We start from the raw sequence: 19955 nt of genomic DNA, 5'->3' as shown, positions 1-19955 counted from the left end.
GACGAAATGCCGAGGGTGCGTTCTCAGGCCGCGTAGTCGCGCAGCGTGATGTTCTCCGCCGTCCTGCGGGCAATCTTCGCGGCCATGTTCTTGCCCGGCAGGTACGGCATGATCTTGTAGTACCGGTTGAGGAACGAGGCCGTCAGACGGCTGTCCGGGACCATCAGCCGGGCGACGCCGTCGCCCATCTTCCGGCAGCCCTCCGCGTACGCCCGCATCTCCGCCTCGTAGCGGGCGAAGGCCACGGTGTGGTCGCCGTCCGCCGCGGCCAGTTCCCCGGCGAGGACGTACGCGCCGACGAGGGCCAGGCCCGAGCCCATGCCCGACAGGGAGGACGGACAGCAGGCGGCGTCGCCGACGAGGGCGACGCGGCCGCGGGTCCAGGAGTCCATGCGGACCTGTGCCACGGAATCGAAGTAGAAGTCGGGTGCGTGCCGCATGTCGTCGAGGAGCCGGTCGCTCTGCCAGCCGGTTCCGGCGAACTGCTCGGTGAGGACGGCCTGTTGCCGCGGCACGTCCTTGCGGTCCAGGCCGAGGGCCGGGGAGCCGAAGTAGAAGACGGCCTTCGCCTCGGCGTTGTGGCGGGAGCTGTACATCGCGACCAGCCTGCCCGCCGTGCGATAGGCGTGGCCGGTGTGGTCGAGGCCCAGGTGGTTGGCGGTGGTGAAGATCGCGCAATACACGCCGAGGTGCTTCACGAACCGCTCCTCCGGCCCGAACGCCAGCCTGCGGGTGTGGGAGTGCAGTCCGTCGGCGCCGATGACCAGGCCGAAGCGGCGCGGCGCGCCGCGCTCGAAGGTGACGGTCACACCGTCCGGGTCCTCGGTGAGCGAGGCGACGGAATCACCGAAGACGTACTCGGCGTCGTCCTTCGTCGCGTCGTACAGGACCCGGGCGAGGTCGCCCCGCAGGATCTCCAGGTCACCGGCGAACAGGTCGGCCGGCAGCGTGGCCTGCGGCTTGCCGGCCGCGTTGACGTACGACATGGAGCCGGTGCCCGTACGAACCGCTTCGAGGGCGTCGAGGACGCCCATCCTGCGGAGCACCGACAGATGCGCCTCGCCGCGGAAGTCGACGGCGTAGCCGCCGTCGCGCAGTGCCGGCGCACGCTCGACGACGACGGGGCGGAAGCCGTGGCGGCGCAGCCAGTAGGCGAGGACGGGACCGGCGACGGAGGCGCCGGAGATCAGGACGTCGCGGTTCTTCGGGGCGGTGGTGGTGGGGATGGCGGTGTTGTGGTTCGTCATGGCAGGGAGCCTGCCGAGGGGCGCTCACCGCGGGCTCACCGCGCGCTCACCGGCCCGGTGAGGCCCGGTGAGCCGTGGTCGTTCCCGGGGGCTTTGCCGTCTGCCCGGCTCCTCCGGTGAGCCGTCGCGGTCGGTCCCCTGTGCCGTGGTGGTCGGTCTCCGAGGACTCGCCGCGCGCCCACCACCCTGGTCAGCCCCCGTGAACGCCGGTGACCACTCACGGCCCGTCCGCGCGGACGCCGAGCAGCCGCAGGACGTCCGAGGCCGCCGGACCCAGCCCTGCCGCGACCCGCCTCGCCTCCGCGTACCGGGCCTCTGCCGTGGCACGGTCGCCGCGCGCCTCGGCGACCCGGCCGAGGCCGGCGAGCGTGCGCACCAGATTGCCCAGCGCCTTGATCCAGTGCCGGTCGATCCGCTCCAGCGCCTCCGTGTACAACCGCTCCGCCTCCGCCACGTCACCCTCCGCGAGCGCCAGATCGGCCTGGCCGCGCAGGGCGGCGGCCAGGCGGTCGGCGCTGCCGGCGGCGCCGGCCAGTTCGGCGGCGCGTGCGTAGGCGGCGCGGGCCGCCGTACGGTCGTCGGCCGCGAGCTGGTCGCCCCGGTTGACCAGCAGGTCGGCGGAGTCCTCCAGGGCGCCGAGCTGTTCGGTGAGCGCGAGTGCCTCGTCGGTGAGGGCGATCGCCCGCGCCCGGTCGCCGCGCCCGCCCGCCAGGTCGGCGAGCGCGTCGAGCGCGAGCGAGGTGCCCCAGCGGTCACCGAGCGCGCGGAAACCCTCCGCGGCCTCGCCGAGGGAACGCTCGGCCGCCTCGGTGTCCCCGTCGCCCAGGAACCCGTACGCCGCCACGTAGCGGGCGACCGCGCGCCCCCACGGATCGGGGCCGTCGTGCTGGGCGGTGACGAGCGCGAACGCGGCGCGCAGGTCCGCGGGCGCGGCCTGTTCGCCCGCGTTCCGCATCATCCACAACAGGAGGGCGGCGGGGTGACGGCCGACGCGTTCGCCCGACCAGGCCGCGGTCAACGCCCTTGCCGCGGCTGCCCGGTGGCGCTCCCAGGCCGGCCGGGCGGCGGAGCCGGAGGCCGCGAGCAGCACGCACACCGCGTACTCCTCGCCGAGCTCACCGGTGAGCCCGTCGGCGCCGTCGGCCCCGAGGTCCGCGTCGATCACCTCCAACAGCCCGGCGGCGAGCGGCGCGACCGCGCCCGCCCGGCCCCCGATCCACAGCGCCGTCGCGGCGGCCGCGAGCAGCCGGAGCGCCGTCGCCACCTCCCGCGCGGCGAGCGACCGCCGTATCGCGGCGAGGAGGTTGTCGTGCTCGGCCGACAGGACCGGCAGCCAGGCGAGTTGCCCGCCGCGCAGCAGATGCGGGGCCGCGGTCCGCAGCAGGTCGAGGACGAAGCCGGCATGGGCCCGGCCCGCGGACTCCGTCTCGCCTTCCGCCGCCAACTGCTCGGCGGCGTACGCCCGGATCGTCTCCAGCATCCGGTAACGCCCGTGGCCGGGCCCCTGCCGGGACCTCTGGAGGAAGGACTTGTCGTCGAGCGACTCCAGCGTCTCGGCGTCCGTCCCGCACACCCGCACCGCCGCCTCGGCGGTCGCGCCGCCCGCGAAGACCGCGAAACGACGGGCCGCCCGCCGCTCCTCCGCGGTCAGCAGTTCCCAGCCCCAGGCGACGACGGAACGCAGCGTGCGATGCCGTTCCTCGACCGTACGGCTGCCCCGCGCGGTGATCGCGAGGCGGCCGTCGAGCCGGGCGTCGAGCCGGTCCGCGAGCTCGTCGGCCTCCAGGGTGCGCAGCCGGGCCGCCGTCAGCTCGACGGCGAGCGGGAGGCCGTCGACCGCCGCGCAGATCCGCCGTACGAGACCCGGGTCGGGGGCGGGACCGCGGCGCGCGGCGGCGGCCCGGTCGGTGAAGAGCCGCACCGCCGCCTCCTCGTCCAACGGGCCGACCGGCCACAGGTGTTCACCGACCACCCCGAGCGGCTCGCGGCTGGTGGCGAGCACGCGCAGCCGCGGACAGGCGGCGAGGAGCCGGGCGGCGAGCGCGGCGGTCGCGTCGACGACGTGCTCGCAGTTGTCCAGGACGAGCACCAGGACCCGGTCGGCGAGGGCGGTCACGAGCCGGTCGAACGGGGTGCGCGCGCCCTCCGGCCGGAGCCCGAGCCCGGACCCGCGGAGCCCGAGCGCCGCCAGCAGGGCCTGCGGCAGATCGGCGCCGTCGCGCACCGGGGCGAGCGCGACGAAGCAGATCTCGTCGGCGAGGCCGCCCGCGACCTCCGCCGCGAGACGGGTCTTGCCGACGCCGCCGGGACCGGTGAGCGTGACCAGCCGGGCCACCCGCAACAGGCCCGCGATCTCGGTCACTTCGCGGTCCCGCCCCACGAACGAGGTCAGCGGGGCCGGTGGCGCGACCGGCGACGGGCTCGGAGTGTGCTCCAGCAACTCCTGGTGCAGTGCCACGAGTTCGGCAGACGGATCGGCGCCGAGCTCCTCGGCCAGACGTCGCCTGGTCTCCTCGTACACGAGCAGCGCCTCGGCCTGCCCTCCCTCGGCCGAGAGGGCTCGGATCAGGAGCTCCGCAAGGCGTTCCCGCAACGGGTGTCGCCCGACCAGCTCACGCAACCCGGGTACGGATTCCCGGTGTTCGCCGAGCCGGAGCGCCGCCTCGTACCGGTCCTCCAGCGCCGCGAGCCGCAGCTCCTCCAGACGTACGGCGGCAGCCCGTACGCTCTCGCTCCCGGCGACCTCGTCGAGCGCGGGCCCCCGCCACAGCCCGAGCCCCTCGCGCAGCAGCGCGCCCGCCCGCACCGCGTCGCCGTCGGCCAGGGCGGCCCGGCCCTCCGCAGCGAGCCGTTCGAACCGGCAGGCGTCCACGCCGTCCTCGTCCGGCAGCACGATCCGGTACCCGGCGCCGGCCCGCTCGATCGCGGCGGCCGCGCCCAGGGCCGTACGGAGCCGGGAGACCTGCGACTGCAGCGCGTGAGCCGACAGCGCGCCGCCCGGGTCGATCTCCTCGGCGAGCCGGTCGGCGGACACCACCGCACCGGGCCGGACCAGCAGCAGCGCGAGCAGCGCCCGGCGGGCCGGGCCGCCGAGCGGCGCCTCGGTCCCGTCGTCGTGCCACGCCCGCGTCTGGCCCAGGATTCCGAAGCGCATGGGGTGATTATCCCTCCGGGGCGATCAAGCCCGGGGACGTCCGCCCGCCCCGCCTCTGCATGCGCGTACGCGTCCTCATGCGCCCGCGACGCCCGGCGTGGCCCTTTTCGAACTCGCGCTCCCGGGCGGCGCGGCGGCCCTGTCCGCCTCCGCCGTCTCCCGCCGGCGCCTCCGCCTCCGGCGTGATGGTGAAGCTAGTACCACCATGAAGTCGGATACCGGCGTGGAGGTTTCCGGACGCCCGGCCGACGATGCTCGATCACGTACCGGGGAGCGCGCCGAAACCGCTCGCTCCCCCCGTCGAACGCGTGAGGGAGCGGGCCGCCATGGGTCGAGTCGTACGGATAGCGGAGCGGCGCATCGGCCAGGTCCTGATCGGGTCCGGGCTCGCGCTGATCCCCTGGGTGGTCTATCTGCACGTCGGCATGCCCGCCACCGCGCAGGAGGCGCGCTGGGCCTGGACCTGGACCGGCCTCGACGCCCTGGAGGCGCTGGCCCTGGCCGGCACGGGGTGGCTGTTGCTGCGCCGGGACGCCCGGGCCTCGCTCACGGCGACGGCCGGGGCCGCGCTGCTCGTCGTCGACGCCTGGTTCGACATCATGACCGCGGGCGTCGGCGAGGACCTGGTGTGGGCGATCGTCCTGGCCGTGGTGGCGGAGCTGCCGCTGGCGGCGGTGTGCGCGCGGCTCGCCTGGCGCGGGTTTCCCCCGGTGAGGGCCGCCGGCGCGGGCGGCGGCCCGGCGCAGCGGGCGCACGTGCAGCGCTGCGTCTCCGTCCGGATATCGTGACGGGCATGGCCCTGACATCCGGAATTCGGGCCCGGCTGGCCCGGGTCGGCGGGCGCACCACGTTCCTCACGGTGGGCGCGCTCCTCCATCTCACCGCGTTCTGGATCGCGTTGTGCGTGTTCCCGGCCGGCCCGCTGACCTCCCTGCAGCGGCACCGGTTCCGCACCATGCTCGGGGTGGCCATCCCGCCCGCGACGAGCCCCGAGGACGCACCGCGAGGCGGGCTCCGCGCCCGCCTCGCCTCGCCGGTGACACAGCGCCAGCTCAGCTACCACCTGGTCGCCGGCCCGCTGGTGGCGATCGGCACCGCCACGCTCCTCGCGCTGTGGGCGGTCGGCTTCGCCGCCCTCCTCGCCCCCGCCTGGATCTTCGCCCTGCCCCCCGAGTCGAAGATCGGCCGGGTCGCCGCCATGGGCGTGGACGGCTACGTCTCCGGCGTCGGCCTCCTGACGCTGCTCGCCGTGATGTGGCTGACCGGAGTCCTGGTGCGGCTCGACACCCTCGCGGCCACCGAGCTGCTCGGCCCGGGCCGAGCCGAGGAGCTGCGGCGCCGGGTCGAGGACCTCTCCGAGAGCCGGGCCGGCGTCCTCGACGCGGCCGACCTCGAACGGCGGCGCATCGAACGGGACCTGCACGACGGGGCACAGCAGCGCCTGGTGTCGCTCGCGGTCAACCTCGGCATCGCCAAGGCCACCGTCACCGATCTGCCCACGGCCCTCCAGGTCATCACCGAGGCCCACCGCGAGGCCAAGGAGTCCATCACCGAACTCCAGGACCTGGTCCGCGGCCTGCACCCGGCCGTCCTGGAGGACCGCGGCCTGGACGCCGCCCTCACCGGGCTCGCCGCCCGCGTCCCCGTACCGGTGCGGCTGTCCGTGGCGGTCGAGCCGCGCCCCTCGCCGGCCGTGGAGGCCGTCGCGTACTACGTCGTGTCCGAGTCGCTGACCAACGTGGTCAAGCACGCCCGCGCCTCCCAGGTGGAGGTGCGGGTCGAGAGAAGAGGAGACCTGATGTCCTTGACGATCACCGACGACGGGGCCGGCGGCGCCGACCCGTCCGGTGGGACGGGGCTCGCAGGCCTCGCCAAGCGGGTCACCTCCGTGGACGGCACCTTCGCGATCGACAGTCCGGTCGGCGGTCCCACCCGGGTGGAGGTGGAGCTGCCGTGCGCGCGGTGATCGCCGAGGACTCCGTGCTGCTGCGCGTCGGCCTCGTCAAGGTCCTGGAGATGGCGGGCTACGAGGTCGTCGCCGAGGCCGGCGACGAGCCCGGGCTGCTCGCCGCCGTCGAGGAGCACCGGCCCGACCTCGCCGTCACCGACGTGCGCATGCCGCCCGGGCACAGCTCGGAAGGGGTACGGGCCGCCCTGACGATCCGGGAACGGTGGCCCGGTACGGCGGTGCTGCTGCTCTCCCAGTACGTCGAGGAGCAGTACGCCGCCGACCTGCTCGCCAAGGACACGGCCGGTCTCGGCTATCTGCTCAAGCAACGCGTCGCCGACGTCGAGGAGTTCATCGAGGCCCTGCACCGCGTGACCGCGGGCGGCACGGCCCTCGACCCGCAGGTCGTCTCCCAGCTGCTGCTGCGCCGCCGCAGGGACCCGCTGGAGCGGCTGACGGGACGCGAGCGCGAGGTCCTGGAACTGATGGCGTCCGGCCGCTCCAACCTGGGCATCGCCCAGCAGATGGTGGTGAGCGAGAGCACCGTCGCCAAGCACATCAACAACATCCTGGCCAAGCTCGACCTGCCCAACGTCGACGCGGACCACCGCCGGGTGCTCGCGGTGCTGCGCTTTCTCGGCGTCTGACCCCGAGCTGCGCTTCCTCGGCGTCCGACCCCGGTCCGTCCCCTGGCCGGGGCTGTGGATACCCGAGTGCGATTGTCGGTCGCCCGTGATAGTCACTACTCCACCGGGAGGGGTGCTCACTGACCCCGCCCGATCGAACGAGCAAGGGGTGGGGACATGGCGTTGCTCCGCGACTGGGGGCGCACGCTGATCAGACGGACCGGCCGGCCCGTCGCGCAGGTGCAGAAGGACTCGGACGATCCCGACGTGTGGCGCGTCCGGGTGGCCGCCGAGGCCGCCGACTGGGAGACGGTGCGGGCGGTGCTCGACGCACGGCCCGACGGCGCGGACCGGACGGACATGCTGTGGGCCGTCGGCGAGACCGCCGGGGTGGAGCGGTGGATCGCCGAGGTCCTCGAAGCGGAGCCGGACGCCCCGCTGCCGCGGCTCGTCGCCGGGTTCCGGTACGTCAACTGGGGCTGGGAGGCCCGCACCGGCGCGCGGGCCCAGCACGTCTCGCGCGAGCAGTTCCAGGTGTTCCACGAGCGGCTGCGCCAGGCCGAGGCGTGGCTGTACGAGGTCGCCGAGCGCGAGCCCGGCTGGATCTCGCCCTGGTACGCCCTCCAGGTCAGCGGCCGCGGCCTGCAGGTCGGCCAGGACGTCGCGCGCCGCCGCTTCGAGGCCACCGTGCGCCGCGCCCCGCACCACCTGCGCGCCCACCAGCAGCAGCTCCAGCAGATCTGCGAGAAGTGGGGCGGGTCGCACGAGCAGATGCACGCCTTCGCCCACGAGTCCGCCTTCGGCGCGCCGGGCGGGACACCGCTCGGCCAGCTCGTCGCGATCGGCCACATCGAGCAGTGGCTCGACCTCGACGAGGGCGCGGACACCGCGTACATAGGCCGGCCCGAGGTCCTTGCGTCCCTGCACCGGGCCGCCGACCACTCGTACCGGCACCCGGACTTCGTCCGCCGCGGCCCGTGGCTCCAGGTCCTCAACACCTTCGCCATGGCCTTCGCGCTCGCGGGCGACGGCGCCGCCGCCCGCGAGTGCTTCGAGGCCACCGGGGGCAAGGTCACCGAGTTCCCCTGGTACTACCTCAACGGCTCCGACCCGGCCGCGGCCTACGAGAAGCTGCGCGCGTCGGCCGGCCGCTGAGCCGAGAGCCGAGAGCTGAGGGCTCAGGGCTCAGGGCGAGAGTGAGAGCCGGCTTCGATGCGCGGAGCCAACCCGCCGCCCGGCACGCCCCGCCCCGTACCGTCGCGGGCCCACCCACCACCACCCGTTCCGTCCCGCCCGCCGCGCGCACCGCGTCGGCGGGCCCACCGAAAGACTTCGACAGGTGTCCCACTCAGAGACGACAGAGACCGCCCACACCGCTCACACCTTCCAGGTCGACCTGCGCGGCCTCGTCGACCTGCTCTCCCACCACCTCTACTCCAGCCCGCGCGTCTACCTCCGCGAGCTGCTGCAGAACGCCGTCGACGCCATCACCGCCCGCCAGGCGCTCGCCCCCGGCGCGCCCGGCACCATCACCGTGCGCACCGGTGACACCCTCACGGTCACGGACACCGGCGTCGGTCTCACCGAGGCCGACGTGCACCGCTTCCTCGCGACCATCGGCCGCAGCTCCAAGCGGACCGCCGACGGCGCCTTCGACGGCGCCGGACTCGACGCGGCCCGCGGCGAGTTCATCGGCCAGTTCGGCATCGGCCTGCTCGCCTGCTTCGTCGTCGCCGACGAGATCACCGTGCTCAGCCGCTCCGCCGCCGACCCGGCGGCGCCCGCCGTCGAATGGCGCGGCCACTCCGACGGCCGCTACACCCTGCGCACCCTGCCGGCCTCCGCCGTGCCCGAGCCCGGCACCACCGTGCGGCTCACCCCACGCGCCGACAACGCCGAGTGGACCACTCCCGACCAGGTCGTCGCGCTCGCCCGGCACTACGGCGGACTGCTCCGCCACGAGGTCACCGTCGTCGGCCCGCGCGGCGAGACCCACCGGATCAACGAGACGCCCCCGTGGGAGCGGACCCAGCGCTCGCCGCTGGCCCGCAAGGAGGCGCTCACCGACTACTGCCGCACCCACTTCGACTTCACCCCGCTCGACACCATCGAGCTCGACCTCCCGGCCGCCGGGCTGCGCGGCGTCGCCTACGTGCTGCCCACCGCCGTCAGCCCCGCCCAGCGGGCCGGCCACCGGGTCCACCTCAAGGGCATGCTGCTCACCGACCAGGCGCCCGAACTCCTCCCGGACTGGGCGTTCTTCGTCCGCTGCGTCGTCGACACCACCAGCCTGCGGCCCACCGCATCCCGCGAGTCGCTGTACGAGGACGGCGCCCTGTCCGCCGTACGCGACGCGCTCGGCGACCGGATCCGCGACTGGCTCACCGGTCTCGCCGCCAGCGACCCGGCCCTGCTGCACCGCTTCATCGACACCCACCACCTCGCCGTCAAGGCGCTCGCCCGCTACGACGACGAGCTGCTGCGGATCGTGCTGCCGTGGCTGCCGTTCGAGACCACCGACGGCAACGTCACCCTGGAGGAGTTCGCCCGCGCCCACCCGACGCTGCTTGTCACCCGCAGCGTCGAGGAGTTCCGGCAGGTCGCCCCGATCGCCTCGGCCGCCGGACTCGGCGTCGTCAACGGCGGCTACACCTACGACCGCGACCTCGTGCACCGGCTGCCCGAGATCCGCCCCGGCACGGCCGTCACCGACCTCGACCCGGCCACCGTCACCGCCCACCTCGACGCCGTCGACCCGACCGCCGAACTGCGCGCCGCGGCCTTCCTCGCCGTCGCCCGCGAGACCGTCGGCGTCCACGACTGCGACGTCGTGCTGCGCGACTTCCAGCCCGTCACCGCGCCCGCGCTGCTCCTCGACAACCGCGACGCGCGCCACGAGCGCACCCGGTCGAGCCTCGCCGCAGACAGCGACGGCCTGTGGGCCGACATCCTCGGCTCGCTGCGCCACGAGACCCCGCGCGCCCAGCTCGTCCTCAACCACCTGAACCCGCTGGTCCGGCAGGCGATCACGATCACCGAGCGCGGCCTGGCCGTCACCACCGCCGAGGCGCTCTACGGGCAGGCCCTGCTGCTCAGCCGCCGCCCGCTGAGGGCGAGCGAGAGCGCCCTGCTGAACCGGGCCTTCATCGGCCTGCTCACCCACGCCATGCACAACCCCGGCCAGGCCGAGCCCGGACCCGAGTCCCAGAAGGAACTGTAGATGCTGGACACCCCCGAGGCCGTCCTCGAGGCGCTCCGCGAGAACCACGACCGCCCGCACGGCCTGAACCGCACCGTCACCGCGGAGGAGCTCGTCGAGGCCGCCGAGCCGCTCGACGAGCCCGGCATGCTCGTCACCGCCCTCATGGAGTTGATGACGGCGTACGAGTTCACCGGCGAACACCGCAAGTCGCCCGTCGTCTTCGCCCGGCTGCTCAAGCTCTGGGACAGCGCGCCCGAGTCCTTCAACCAGTACGAGGCCCACCAGGTCTTCTGGCGCTTCAAGTGGGTGACGACCTCACTGCTCCAGGTGCCCGAGGTACCCCTGGCCACGCTCCACGGCTGGATCGACCGGATGCGCGAGCGGTACGCGGACGCCGGGCACGGCATGCAGCCGGTGGCCGCGATGCGCTTCCACGTCGCCGCCCACACCGGCACCGGACTCGCCGACGCGTACGACCTGTGGGCCACCCGGCCGCGCACCGACCTCAGCGACTGCGAGGCGTGCGAGACGCGGCACCTCGCCTGGCACCAGCTGACCTCCGGCGACGACACGGCCGCCCTCGAAAGCTGGCGGCCGGTTCTCGACGGCGCCCAGAGCTGCAGCGAGGAACCGCAGCTGAGCCAGGCGCGCGCCCTGCTGCCGCTGCTGCGCACCGGCCGCGCCGACGAGGCCCGCTCGCACCACCTCACCGGCTACCGGCGGGTGCGCGGCAACACCGGCATGCAGGAGGAGGTCGGCCTGCACCTGGAGTTCTGCGCTCTCTCCCGCAACGAGGGGCGCGGCCTGGAGATCCTCGCCGAGAACCGCCCGCTGTTCGAGGCGACCGGCGCCCCGCTGGACCGCCTGGAGTTCCTCACCGGCGTCGAGGTGCTGCTCGCCCGGCTCGCCGAGGACGGCCACGCCGACACCGTCGTCGCCGGGCCGCCCGGCCGCAACTGGACGGCCGGCGAACTGCTCGCCCACGTCCGCGCCGAGGCGGACGGCCTCGCCGCCGCCTTCGACGCGCGCAACGGGACGCCGGCCGTCGGCGACGCGCGCCGCGCCCGGCTCGCCCGGCGCCCGCTGCTCGACGAGCCGCTGCCGCTCGGCCTGCGCACCTCCGTCCCCGCCGTGACCAGCGCCCCCGCGGCGGCCCCGGCCGCCGTCACCGAGCCGCCCGTGGACTTCGTCGAGCTCGTCCGAGAGGCCCGTCGGCTGGCCGCCGAGGGCCGCCCCGCGGACGAGCGGCTGTGGACCCTGATCGACGAGCGCCTCGCCGACGGCTCCGTGGCCCACGACGACCGCCTCGGCCCCGAGGGGCTGCTCCTGGCCGAGCTCGCCGAGCACCGCGCGACCCAGCACGGCACGGCGGAGAACAGGGCCGATTTCGTCGCCGAACTGGAGAAGGCGGCCGAGCTGTTCAGGGGCCTCGGCATGCCCTGGCACGCACTCTCCGCACGGGCCCGCGCCCTCGCGTGGGGGACGGGGCCCCAGGACGAGCAGGACGAGCAGGACGAGCAGGGCGACGCGGCGGAAGCCGGGGCCGGTGCCGACGAGGCCGCGGACTTGGCCGGTGTTCGCGACGGGGCCGGGGCCGGTCACGGCGGGACTTCGGCCCTGGCTGGTGACGGCGGGGCTTCGGCGCTGGTCGGCGTCAGCGACGGCGCCGGTGACGTCGCGGCTTCGGCGTTGGGCGGCGGCGCCGCCGAGGAACTGCGGCAGGAGGCCGAGCGCCTCAGGACCGAGGTCCCGTTCACGGGCGAGGCGCCGGTGGCCGGGGAGACCGCCGGTGGGACCGCGTCCGCAGAAGACGTGGGCCGGGAGCGCGCGTTGCGCTACCTGATGGTGCTGAACTCGCTCGCCTACCTCGCGTACCGGGAGGTCCTGCGGCAGGGCCGCGAGCCGGAGCCGGCGGCCCAGGCGCGGTTCGAGGAGTCCGTCGGCGTCCTGCGGGCCGAGGCCGAGCGGCTCTCCGCGCCGCATCAGGTGGCCAACGCCCGGCAGTACGTGGCGGACCTGGCCGGACGGCGCGGCGACTTCGCGCTCGCCGAGTCGGAGCTGCGCGCCGCCCTGAAGGACGTCGACGCCGCCGGGCGGCCCTGGCGCGGCTCGCGGCCGCGCTGTCTGCTCGCCCAGCTCCTCCTCGGCCGGGGCGAGCCGGGCGAGGCGGCGGAGCTGCTGCACCGGGCGATCGCCGACGCCGTCCGCCACGACGACACGGACTTCCCGTTCGCGCCGACGTACGTCCTGCTCGGCCACGCCACCTCGCACCTCGGCGACAGCGCCGGCGCGGTGCGCCACCTCTCGGAGGCCGCCGCCCGCTTCGACCAGTCGGGCGGGCCCGACGAGGCCGTCGAGACCCGGCTCCAGCTCGCCGACGTGCTCGCGCGCTCCGGCCGGCAGGCCGACGCCGTCGCCGTCCTGGAGTCCGTCCTCTCCGACGAGGCGGTCTCCGCCCGGGACGAGCGCCTCATCGCCCAGGCCCGCCTCACGCTGGCGCGCGGGCTGCGGGAGCTGGAGGAGTTCCTGCCGGCGGCCGAGGAGTTCCTGCGCCTCGCCGACACGGTCGCCGGCTGGGAGGAGGACCGTGAGGTCCACACCCTGGTCGCCGCCGAGGCCGCCGTCGCCCTCGCGGTGGCCGAGCGCCACGAGGCGGCCGCCGCGGCGTACGAGCGCGCCCTCGCGTCCCACGCCGAGGCCCCCGACCCGTCGCCGGTCCTCAACATGACGCGCGAGTTCGCCCGCCTCACCCTGCTGTTCCAGGGCACCGACGCCCTCGACACGGCCCTGGAGCACCTCACCCGCGCCGACGCGCTCCTGGCCGCCGCCGAGGACCCCGACGCGCTGCCGCACTGGTACGAGAAGGGCCTGAACCACTACCGCCGTGCCCGCGTCCTCGCCGACGCCCAGCGCCTCCCCGAGGCCCTCGCCGAGGCGGAGGCGGCCATAGCCGCCCACGAACAGGGCGGCGAACGGGGCGAGGCCCCGCGCGCCGAGTCCGTCCGCATCGCCGCCCTCATCGAGGCCAACGGCCTCGACCGCCCGGCCGACGCCGTCGTCCGCCTCACGGCGGCGACAGCCCGCTGCCGCGCGGCCCAACTGGACGAGGCGGCGGACATCCTGGACGCACTGCGGCAGGAGTACCTGGCGCGCCAGCGGCGCCGACGAGACAGCGAGGACGGGGAATGACGGAGACGGACTCGCCGGTAGCCGGTGAGCGAAGAGCGGAGCAGGGCCCGGCACAGGACACTGCACGGGTCGTGGGCCAGATCTCGGAGCAGATCGCGGAGCGGATCTCGGAGCAGGACTGCCCGGAGTGCGGGGCGCGGGTGCCGGTCGACCGGCGGTTCGTGGTGTGGTGCGCCGGCTGCGGCTGGAACGTGGATCCCGCGCGCGACACGGCGGCCGAGGAGGACGAGGGTCCGGTCGAGCGGGTGCGGAGGGAGTTGGCCCGGCGTCACGGCGAGCAGCTCTTCGCCGTACTCGCGCAGGAGCAGGACGGGCGGGACGGACGGGAGGAACAGGGCGGGTCGGCCCCCGGCGGTGCGGCGGGCGCGCTCGCCGCGCTCCTCGCGGTGGCCGTGCACGGGCTCACCGCGGCCCTGGTGGGGTGCGGCCTGTGGCTGCTCGTCGCCCGTTGGGGCGAGGGCTTCCAGCCCGTGATCGGGGCGCTGCTGCTCGGCCTGGCCGTCGTCCTGCGGCCCCGGCTCGGCAGCTTGGCCAGGCTGCGGAAGTCCGACGACGTGCTGCTGCTCGAACGGGCCGACGCACCGCAGCTCTTCGCCCTGCTCGACGAGGTCGCCGCGGCGGTCGGGACCCGGGGCGTCGACGCCGTCGTCGTCAGCGCGGAGCCGAACGCCGGTGTCACGGCGTACGGCCTGCGCCGGCGCCGGGTGCTGACGCTGGGTCTGAGCCTGTGGACCGTGCTCGACCGGCAGGAGCGGATCGCGCTGCTGGGCCACGAGTTCGGCCACTACGCCCACGGTGACACCCGGCGGCTGCTCCTGGTCGGCAGCGCGTTGCGGACGCTCTCGACCTGGCGGTACATGCTCGCGCCGGAACCCACCACGGCCCTGGTCGAGCACCTCGCCAACCTGCTGACCCTCGTCCCCCGCTTGACCGTGCACGGGCTGCTCCTCCTGCTCGACCAGACGACCCTGCGCGCCTCCCAGCGGGCCGAGTACCTCGCCGACGCCACCGCGGCCCGGGCCGCGGGCGCGGACGCGGCCGTCGGTCTGATGGACCGGGTGCTCGTCAGCGGCGCCACCGTGACCGTGCTCCAGCGGGAGGCGGTCGCCGCCCGCACCCGTATCGGAGGCGCGGCGCGGCGCGAGGACCCGGCCGCCGGGCTGTGGGACCGGCTCGCGGCGGAGGTCGCGAGCGTCCCCGACCACGAGTACGCACGCCTGCGCCGCGTCGCCGAACTGCGGGCCCACAGCGTCGATTCCACCCATCCGCCCACGCATCTGCGCCGCCGCCTCCTCGCCGCCGGGCCCCCGCACACCGCCCGCGTCGTCCTCGACCAGGCCCGGGCCGCGGCCGTTGACGCCGAACTGGCCGAGGCGGCCCGGACCGTGGCGCGCGCGGTGGTGGGCGCGGGGTAGGCGCGGGGTAGGCACCTCGGCGCGGCTGCCGGCGGGCGGTTCGTCGTCGGCGAGAGCGGCGTCGCGCAGCCGGCCCGTGACCGCTGTGGCCCGAGGCGCGCGTATCCGGTGAGCGGGAAATCCTCGCGTGTTACCTGCCGGTACGGAATGATGGCGGCCGACCAACCGAACCATCCACACGGCCGGGGGCGATGCAGCGGTGACCACCATCCACGAAGAGAACACGGTGCACGCCTACCGGGACGACGCCCTCGGCGAGCACGACGCCGTCGGCCTCGCCGCCGCGATCCGGCGCGGTGAGGTCGGCGCCGAGGAGGCCGCGAAGGCCGCGGCCGAGCGGGTCCGGGACGTCGAGGCGCGGCTGCACGCCGTCCAGACGTACGTCGACGCGCCGCGGCCCGCCACCGGTGGGACCGGGCTGCTCGCCGGGGTACCGACCTTCGTCAAGGACAACACCGACCACCTGGGCCTGCCCACCGGTCACGGCAGCGCCGCCTTCACCTCGCGGCCCGCGACCCGGCACGCCCCGTTCGTCCGGCAGTTCCTCAGCACCGGCGTGACCGTCCTCGGCAAGACCCGGCTGCCCGAGTTCGGCTTCAGCCCCAGTACCGAGTACGAGCACGGTGAACCCGTCCGCAACCCCTGGCACACCGGCCACTCCGCGGGCGGCTCCTCCGGCGGCAGCGCGGCCCTGGTGGCCGCCGGCGCCGTCCCGCTCGCGCACGCCAACGACGGCGGCGGCTCCATCCGCATCCCCGCCGCCGCGTGCGGACTCGTCGGACTCAAGCCCACCCGCGGCCGGGTCGTCGCCAACGCCGAGAGCCGCCGGCTCCCGCTCGACATCGTCTCCGACGGCGTCGTCAGCCGCTCCGTCCGGGACACCGCGACCTTCCTCGCCGCCGCCGAACGCTACCGGCGCAACCTCGAACTGCCGCCCGTCGGACTCGTCGAAGGCCCCGCCGAGCGGCGGCTGCGCATCGGCCTCCTCCTCGACTCGCCCAACGGCGTCCACTCCGACACCACCACCCGCGCCGCCGTCACCGAGACCGCCACCACCCTCGAACGCCTCGGCCACACCGTCGAGCCCGTCGAGATCGCGCTCGACCCCCGCTTCACCGAGGACTTCCTCGTCTACTGGGGCCTGCTGTCCTTCCTGATCGGCGTCACCGGCCGCGGCTACGGCCCCGACTTCGACCGCCACCGCATGGACGGCCTCAGCCGCGGCCTGCGCGCCGCCTACCTGGAGAACTGGCGCCGCACCCCGGGCGTGCTGCGCCGCCTCAAGCGCACCCAGGAGGCGTACGCGGCCGCCTTCCGCGGCCTCGACCTGATCCTGTCCCCGGTGCTCGCCCACACCACGCCGCCGATCGGCCACCTCGCCCCGACCGTGCCGTACCCGACGCTGATCGAACGGATCCTCGCGTACGTCGCCTTCACCCCCGTCAACAACGTCGTCGGCACGCCCTCGCTCTCCCTCCCGGCGGCGCGCGCGACGGACGACGGACTGCCCGTCGGCGTCCTCTTCTCCGGCCGTCCCGGCAGCGAACGGATGCTGCTCGAGCTCGCGTTCGAGCTGGAGGCGGACCGGCCCTTCCGGCGCATCCAGGACAGGTGAGCCCGGGAAAGTCTTGTCCGGGCGGCTCACCCTGTGCTCAAATCCGTCTCGAACACCTACGGACCGGGATGCTCGTCAGTCCCGGGGCGGCCCCGGGGCGCGAGGGCCGGACGGCGGGGGGTGCCGCGGGGACGCGGCGCCGGACGCCGGGCGTACGGGATCGACGTATCCACGTACCCGCAGGAGCCGCATCATGAGCAAGCACGTCCTGGCCCAGAACCAGTACGGCAAGGCCGAGAACCGTATCGTCAAGATCACCCGGCAGGGCAACGACGGCAACTGGCACGAGATCCGCGACCTCAACGTCTCCGTCGCGCTGCGCGGCGAGTTCCGCGAGGTCCACCACACCGGTGACAACGGCAACTGCCTGCCGACCGACACCACCAAGAACACCATCTACGCCTTCGCCAAGGAGCACGGCGTCGACTCGCCCGAGGCCTTCGCGATCCTGCTCGCCAAGCACTTCGTGCAGTCGCAGCCGGTGATCCACGAGGCGCAGATCCGCGTCGAGGAGTTCGCCTGGGACCGCATCCCGGTCCCCACCCGCGCCGAGCAGCACTCCTTCGTGCGCCGGGGCCAGGAGGTCCGTACCGCGCAGGTCACCTACAACGGCCACACCGGCCGGCTCCAGGTGATCTCCGGCCTGAAGGACCTCACCGTCATGAACTCGACGAACTCCGAGTTCCACGGCTACATCAAGGACAAGTACACGACCCTGCAGGAGGCGTACGACCGCATCCTCGCCACCAAGGTCACGTCCCGCTGGGCGCACTCCGCGCGGGCCACCGCCGAGGACTTCGACTGGGACCGCTCGTACAAGCAGGTCAAGCGGCACATGCTGGAGGCGTTCGCGGAGACGTACAGCTACTCGCTGCAGCAGACCCTCAACGCCGTGGCCGAGCGCGTCCTCGACCACTGCGCCAACGTCAACGAGGTCCGGCTCAACCTGCCGAACAAGCACCACTTCCTCGTCGACCTGGAGCCCTTCGGGCTGAAGAACGACAACGAGGTGTACTACGCGGCCGACCGGATGTACGGCCTGATCGAGGGCACCATCCACCGCGACGGCGTCCAGCCGGTCATCGCCACCAGCGACTGGATCACCGCCTGAGGCATCTCAGCTATCCGCCTACCGCGGTATCTGCCTGCCGCGGTAGGCGCGTCACCGGTTCCGGGGCCGGTACGGGGCCGGGGACCGGGCCCGGCTGGGGGTGCGGCTCCGGGCGTGGCGCGGGTGGGGGCTGCGGGTCGGGGCCGGGGCGCGGTGGCGCCGGCGGTACCGGATCGGGACCGCCGGGCCCCGGCACGGGCCCTGGCAGCGGCCCCGGCTGCGGTGCCGGGCCGGGTCCGGGCGCCGGAGTGGGGCTCGGCGGCACGGGGTCGTTCGGGGGGTGGCCCATGATCGCTCCGTGACCTCAGGTGTTGGCCGCATTGGAGGAGATGTCCGCGAGCGCGGAACGCGGATCCCGCTCCATGGCGAGGTCGCCCAGCGTCACCATGCCGATCAGCTGTCCGTCGTCGGTGACCGGAAGCCGGCGCAGCGCGTGCTCGCGCATCAGCGACGTGGCGTGCTCCAGGGTGTCGTCCGGCGGGACCGTGACCATGTCGGAGCTGCAGATCGCGTGCACGGTCGTGTCGCCCGGGTCCATGCCCTCGGCCAGCGCCCGTACGACGATGTCGCGGTCGGTGACGATGCCGCACAGCTTGCCGTCGTCGACGACCAGGACGTCACCGATGTCCGCGTCCCGCATCATCCGCGCCGCCTCGGCGAGCGAGGTGTGCGGCCCCACCGTCACCGGCCGCGTGCTCATGATGTCGTTGATGTGCATGTCCTCCATGCCCTGCAGCTTCTGCCTGTCCTGCTTCATCACGGCCTACTTCCCCAGCGCGCGCTTGAGCTCCGCCTTGTTCATCGAGGAGCGTCCGTGGACGTCCTTCTTCTGCGCCTCCGCGTACAGCTGGTCGTACGTCGGCCCCTGCGAGCCGCTGTGCGAGCGCTGCCCGCCGCGCCGTGACGACGACATGTCGTCCAGCGAGGTCCGGCTCGCGGTCTTGGACTCGCCGGCCCGCGCGCGTTCCTTGTTCACCGTGCGTGCCGCGATCTCCTCGGCGCGCTTCTCGCTCTCGCCCCGGTCGAGGGCGCTGTCCTTGATGTGCTCGTACTGCCGCTCACGCTTCGGGCTCGAACCCCTGGGCATGACGTTCCTCCTCTCGCACGGCCCACCGGGCCTACGATCGGCCGCTTCCCCCTCCGTGCGCCTTCATGCATGCCGCACCGAGCCAGGAGGCCCTAGTCGTCGAAGGCGCCGTGGCGGCCCGCGCCCGAGGCGAAGCGGCCGGCGCCCTTCAGGGTCTCGCCCGCGGTGAGGGGGACCATGCCGTGCCGGAGCTCGGCGGCGAGGGCCTCGGCCTCGGGGAGGCCGTGCTGACCGAGGACGGAGAGGCGGTCGTGGCGGAGGCAGAGCTGAGGGAAGGCGGCGATCTCGTGGGCGAGCCGTTCGGCGGCGGCGCGGGACTGGCCCGGCGGGACGAGGCGGTTGGCGAGCCCGATCGCGTACGCCTCCGAGGCCGGGACCGGGCGGCCGGTGAGGACGAGGTCCATGGCGCGGCTCTCGCCGATGAGGCGGGGCAGGCGGACGGTGCCGCCGTCGATCAGCGGGACGCCCCAGCGGCGGCAGAACACGCCGAGGACCGCGTCCTCCTCGACCACGCGCAGGTCGCACCAGAGCGCCAGCTCCAGACCGCCCGCCACGGCGTGCCCGGCCACGGCCGCGATGACCGGCTTGGTCAGCCGCATCCGGGTCGGGCCCATGGGGCCGTCGCCGTCGGGCGCCACCCGGTTGCCGCGTTCGGTGCCGATGGCCTTGAGGTCGGCGCCCGCGCAGAAGGTGCCGCCCTCGCCCCACAGCACCGCGACCGAGGCCTCCTCGTCCGCCTCGAAGGCCCGGAAGGCGTCGGCCAGTCGGCCGGCCGTCGGCCCGTCCACGGCGTTGCGGGCGGCGGGCCGCGAGAGGATCACGGTCGTCACCGGCCCGTCGCGCTCGACACGGACGGCGGGGGCGGCGGAGGCATCGGCGGTCATGGGCGGCATTCCTAGCAGAATCCGGCCGTCTCCGTCCGGACAACCGCCGACACCGTCCCGCCGGGACCGGCCCGGTGGGGTCGATGCCCGTGTCCGGCGGGGGAGCCAGGAGTGATCCGTCAGGTGCGTACAGCGGGGACCGGTCCCGCCTGAGTGTGCAGCAGCAGATCGCCGACGCCGTGCCGCTGGGCGTGCGCGACGGCGGTGGCGATGGTGGCGTGGCCGCAGAAGGGCACCTCGGTCTGAGGGCTGAAGTAGCGGACGTCGTGCGCCCCGTCGGGGCGCGGCACGGCGAACGCCGTCTCCGAGTAGCCGACCTCCGCCGCGGTGGCGGCCATGGTCGCCTCGTCGATGCCCGCGGCGTCCAGCACCACACCCGCCGGGTTCCCGCCGAGCGGATCGGTGCTGAAGGCCACGTGACGCAGCATGTCCATGAACCGAACGTAGCCGCCTCGTCAGGAGCGCGTCAAAGATCTT

General features: G+C 74.5%; 14 protein-coding genes and 1 pseudogene. 9 read left to right on the top strand and 6 right to left on the bottom strand.

The window, feature by feature from the left end:
• Window positions 1-23: 23 nt before the first annotated feature.
• Both ACIRSU_RS03580 and ACIRSU_RS03575 read right to left on the bottom strand, forming a co-directional pair.
• Window positions 24-1247 carry an FAD-dependent monooxygenase gene (locus tag ACIRSU_RS03580; RefSeq protein WP_403788780.1) on the bottom strand — a complete coding sequence of 408 codons (1224 nt, stop codon included), beginning with the start codon at window positions 1245-1247 and terminating at the stop codon, window positions 24-26.
• Window positions 1248-1464: 217 nt separating this feature from the next.
• Entirely contained in the window at window positions 1465-4401 is a 2937-nt protein-coding gene (locus tag ACIRSU_RS03575; protein WP_403788778.1) for an ATP-binding protein, read from the bottom strand.
• Between the two features lie 326 nt (window positions 4402-4727).
• Between ACIRSU_RS03575 and ACIRSU_RS03570 the strand changes: the two genes are divergently transcribed.
• The 9 genes from ACIRSU_RS03570 to pucL all read left to right on the top strand — a co-directional run bounded on the left by ACIRSU_RS03570 (window position 4728) and on the right by pucL (window position 17507).
• The gene (locus ACIRSU_RS03570; RefSeq protein ID WP_403788776.1) at window positions 4728-5189 is read left to right on the top strand and encodes a hypothetical protein; all 462 of its coding nucleotides are present in this window, start codon (window positions 4728-4730) and stop codon (window positions 5187-5189) included.
• A gap of 5 nt (window positions 5190-5194) precedes the next feature.
• Window positions 5195-6367: a histidine kinase gene (locus ACIRSU_RS03565; RefSeq protein WP_403788774.1), complete on the top strand. Its 1173-nt coding sequence runs from the start codon at window positions 5195-5197 to the stop codon at window positions 6365-6367.
• Window positions 6355-6996, top strand: coding sequence for a response regulator (locus ACIRSU_RS03560; protein ID WP_403788772.1), 642 nt, complete (start codon window positions 6355-6357; stop codon window positions 6994-6996). The genes ACIRSU_RS03565 and ACIRSU_RS03560 overlap by 13 nt, the downstream gene beginning before the upstream one ends.
• 156 nt (window positions 6997-7152) lie before the next feature.
• Window positions 7153-8130 carry a hypothetical protein gene (locus ACIRSU_RS03555; RefSeq protein WP_403788770.1) on the top strand — a complete coding sequence of 326 codons (978 nt, stop codon included), beginning with the start codon at window positions 7153-7155 and terminating at the stop codon, window positions 8128-8130.
• Between the two features lie 184 nt (window positions 8131-8314).
• Window positions 8315-10195, top strand: a complete 1881-nt coding sequence (locus tag ACIRSU_RS03550; protein WP_403788768.1) for an HSP90 family protein — start codon at window positions 8315-8317, stop codon at window positions 10193-10195.
• Entirely contained in the window at window positions 10196-13366 is a 3171-nt protein-coding gene (locus tag ACIRSU_RS03545) for a hypothetical protein (protein ID WP_403788766.1), read from the top strand.
• Between the two features lie 71 nt (window positions 13367-13437).
• Entirely contained in the window at window positions 13438-14781 is a 1344-nt protein-coding gene (locus ACIRSU_RS03540; RefSeq protein ID WP_403788764.1) for a M48 family metalloprotease, read from the top strand.
• Window positions 14782-14980: 199 nt separating this feature from the next.
• Complete coding sequence (locus tag ACIRSU_RS03535; protein ID WP_403788762.1) at window positions 14981-16396, top strand: amidase; 1416 nt, start codon at window positions 14981-14983, stop codon at window positions 16394-16396.
• A gap of 193 nt (window positions 16397-16589) precedes the next feature.
• Complete coding sequence (gene pucL, locus ACIRSU_RS03530) at window positions 16590-17507, top strand: factor-independent urate hydroxylase (RefSeq protein WP_403788760.1); 918 nt, start codon at window positions 16590-16592, stop codon at window positions 17505-17507.
• Between the two features lie 304 nt (window positions 17508-17811).
• On the opposite strand, the gene ACIRSU_RS03525 is transcribed toward pucL, so the two are convergent.
• The 4 genes and pseudogenes from ACIRSU_RS03525 to ACIRSU_RS03510 all read right to left on the bottom strand — a co-directional run.
• Entirely contained in the window at window positions 17812-18264 is a 453-nt protein-coding gene (locus ACIRSU_RS03525; protein ID WP_403788758.1) for a CBS domain-containing protein, read from the bottom strand.
• Window positions 18265-18270: 6 nt separating this feature from the next.
• Complete coding sequence (locus ACIRSU_RS03520) at window positions 18271-18594, bottom strand: plasmid stabilization protein (RefSeq protein WP_403788756.1); 324 nt, start codon at window positions 18592-18594, stop codon at window positions 18271-18273.
• Window positions 18595-18686: 92 nt separating this feature from the next.
• Complete coding sequence (locus tag ACIRSU_RS03515) at window positions 18687-19478, bottom strand: crotonase/enoyl-CoA hydratase family protein (RefSeq protein ID WP_403788754.1); 792 nt, start codon at window positions 19476-19478, stop codon at window positions 18687-18689.
• A 134-nt stretch (window positions 19479-19612) separates the two neighbouring features.
• A pseudogene (locus ACIRSU_RS03510) lies at window positions 19613-19912 on the bottom strand (PhzF family phenazine biosynthesis isomerase); the annotation flags it as partial.
• Between the last annotated feature and the right edge of the window lie 43 nt (window positions 19913-19955).

This window comes from Streptomyces sp. NPDC101160 (genome assembly GCF_044768205.1).
Taxonomy (GTDB): domain Bacteria; phylum Actinomycetota; class Actinomycetes; order Streptomycetales; family Streptomycetaceae; genus Streptomyces.
Note: the sequence above shows the minus strand (reverse complement) of the source record. Positions and strands in the feature narration are given on the sequence as shown.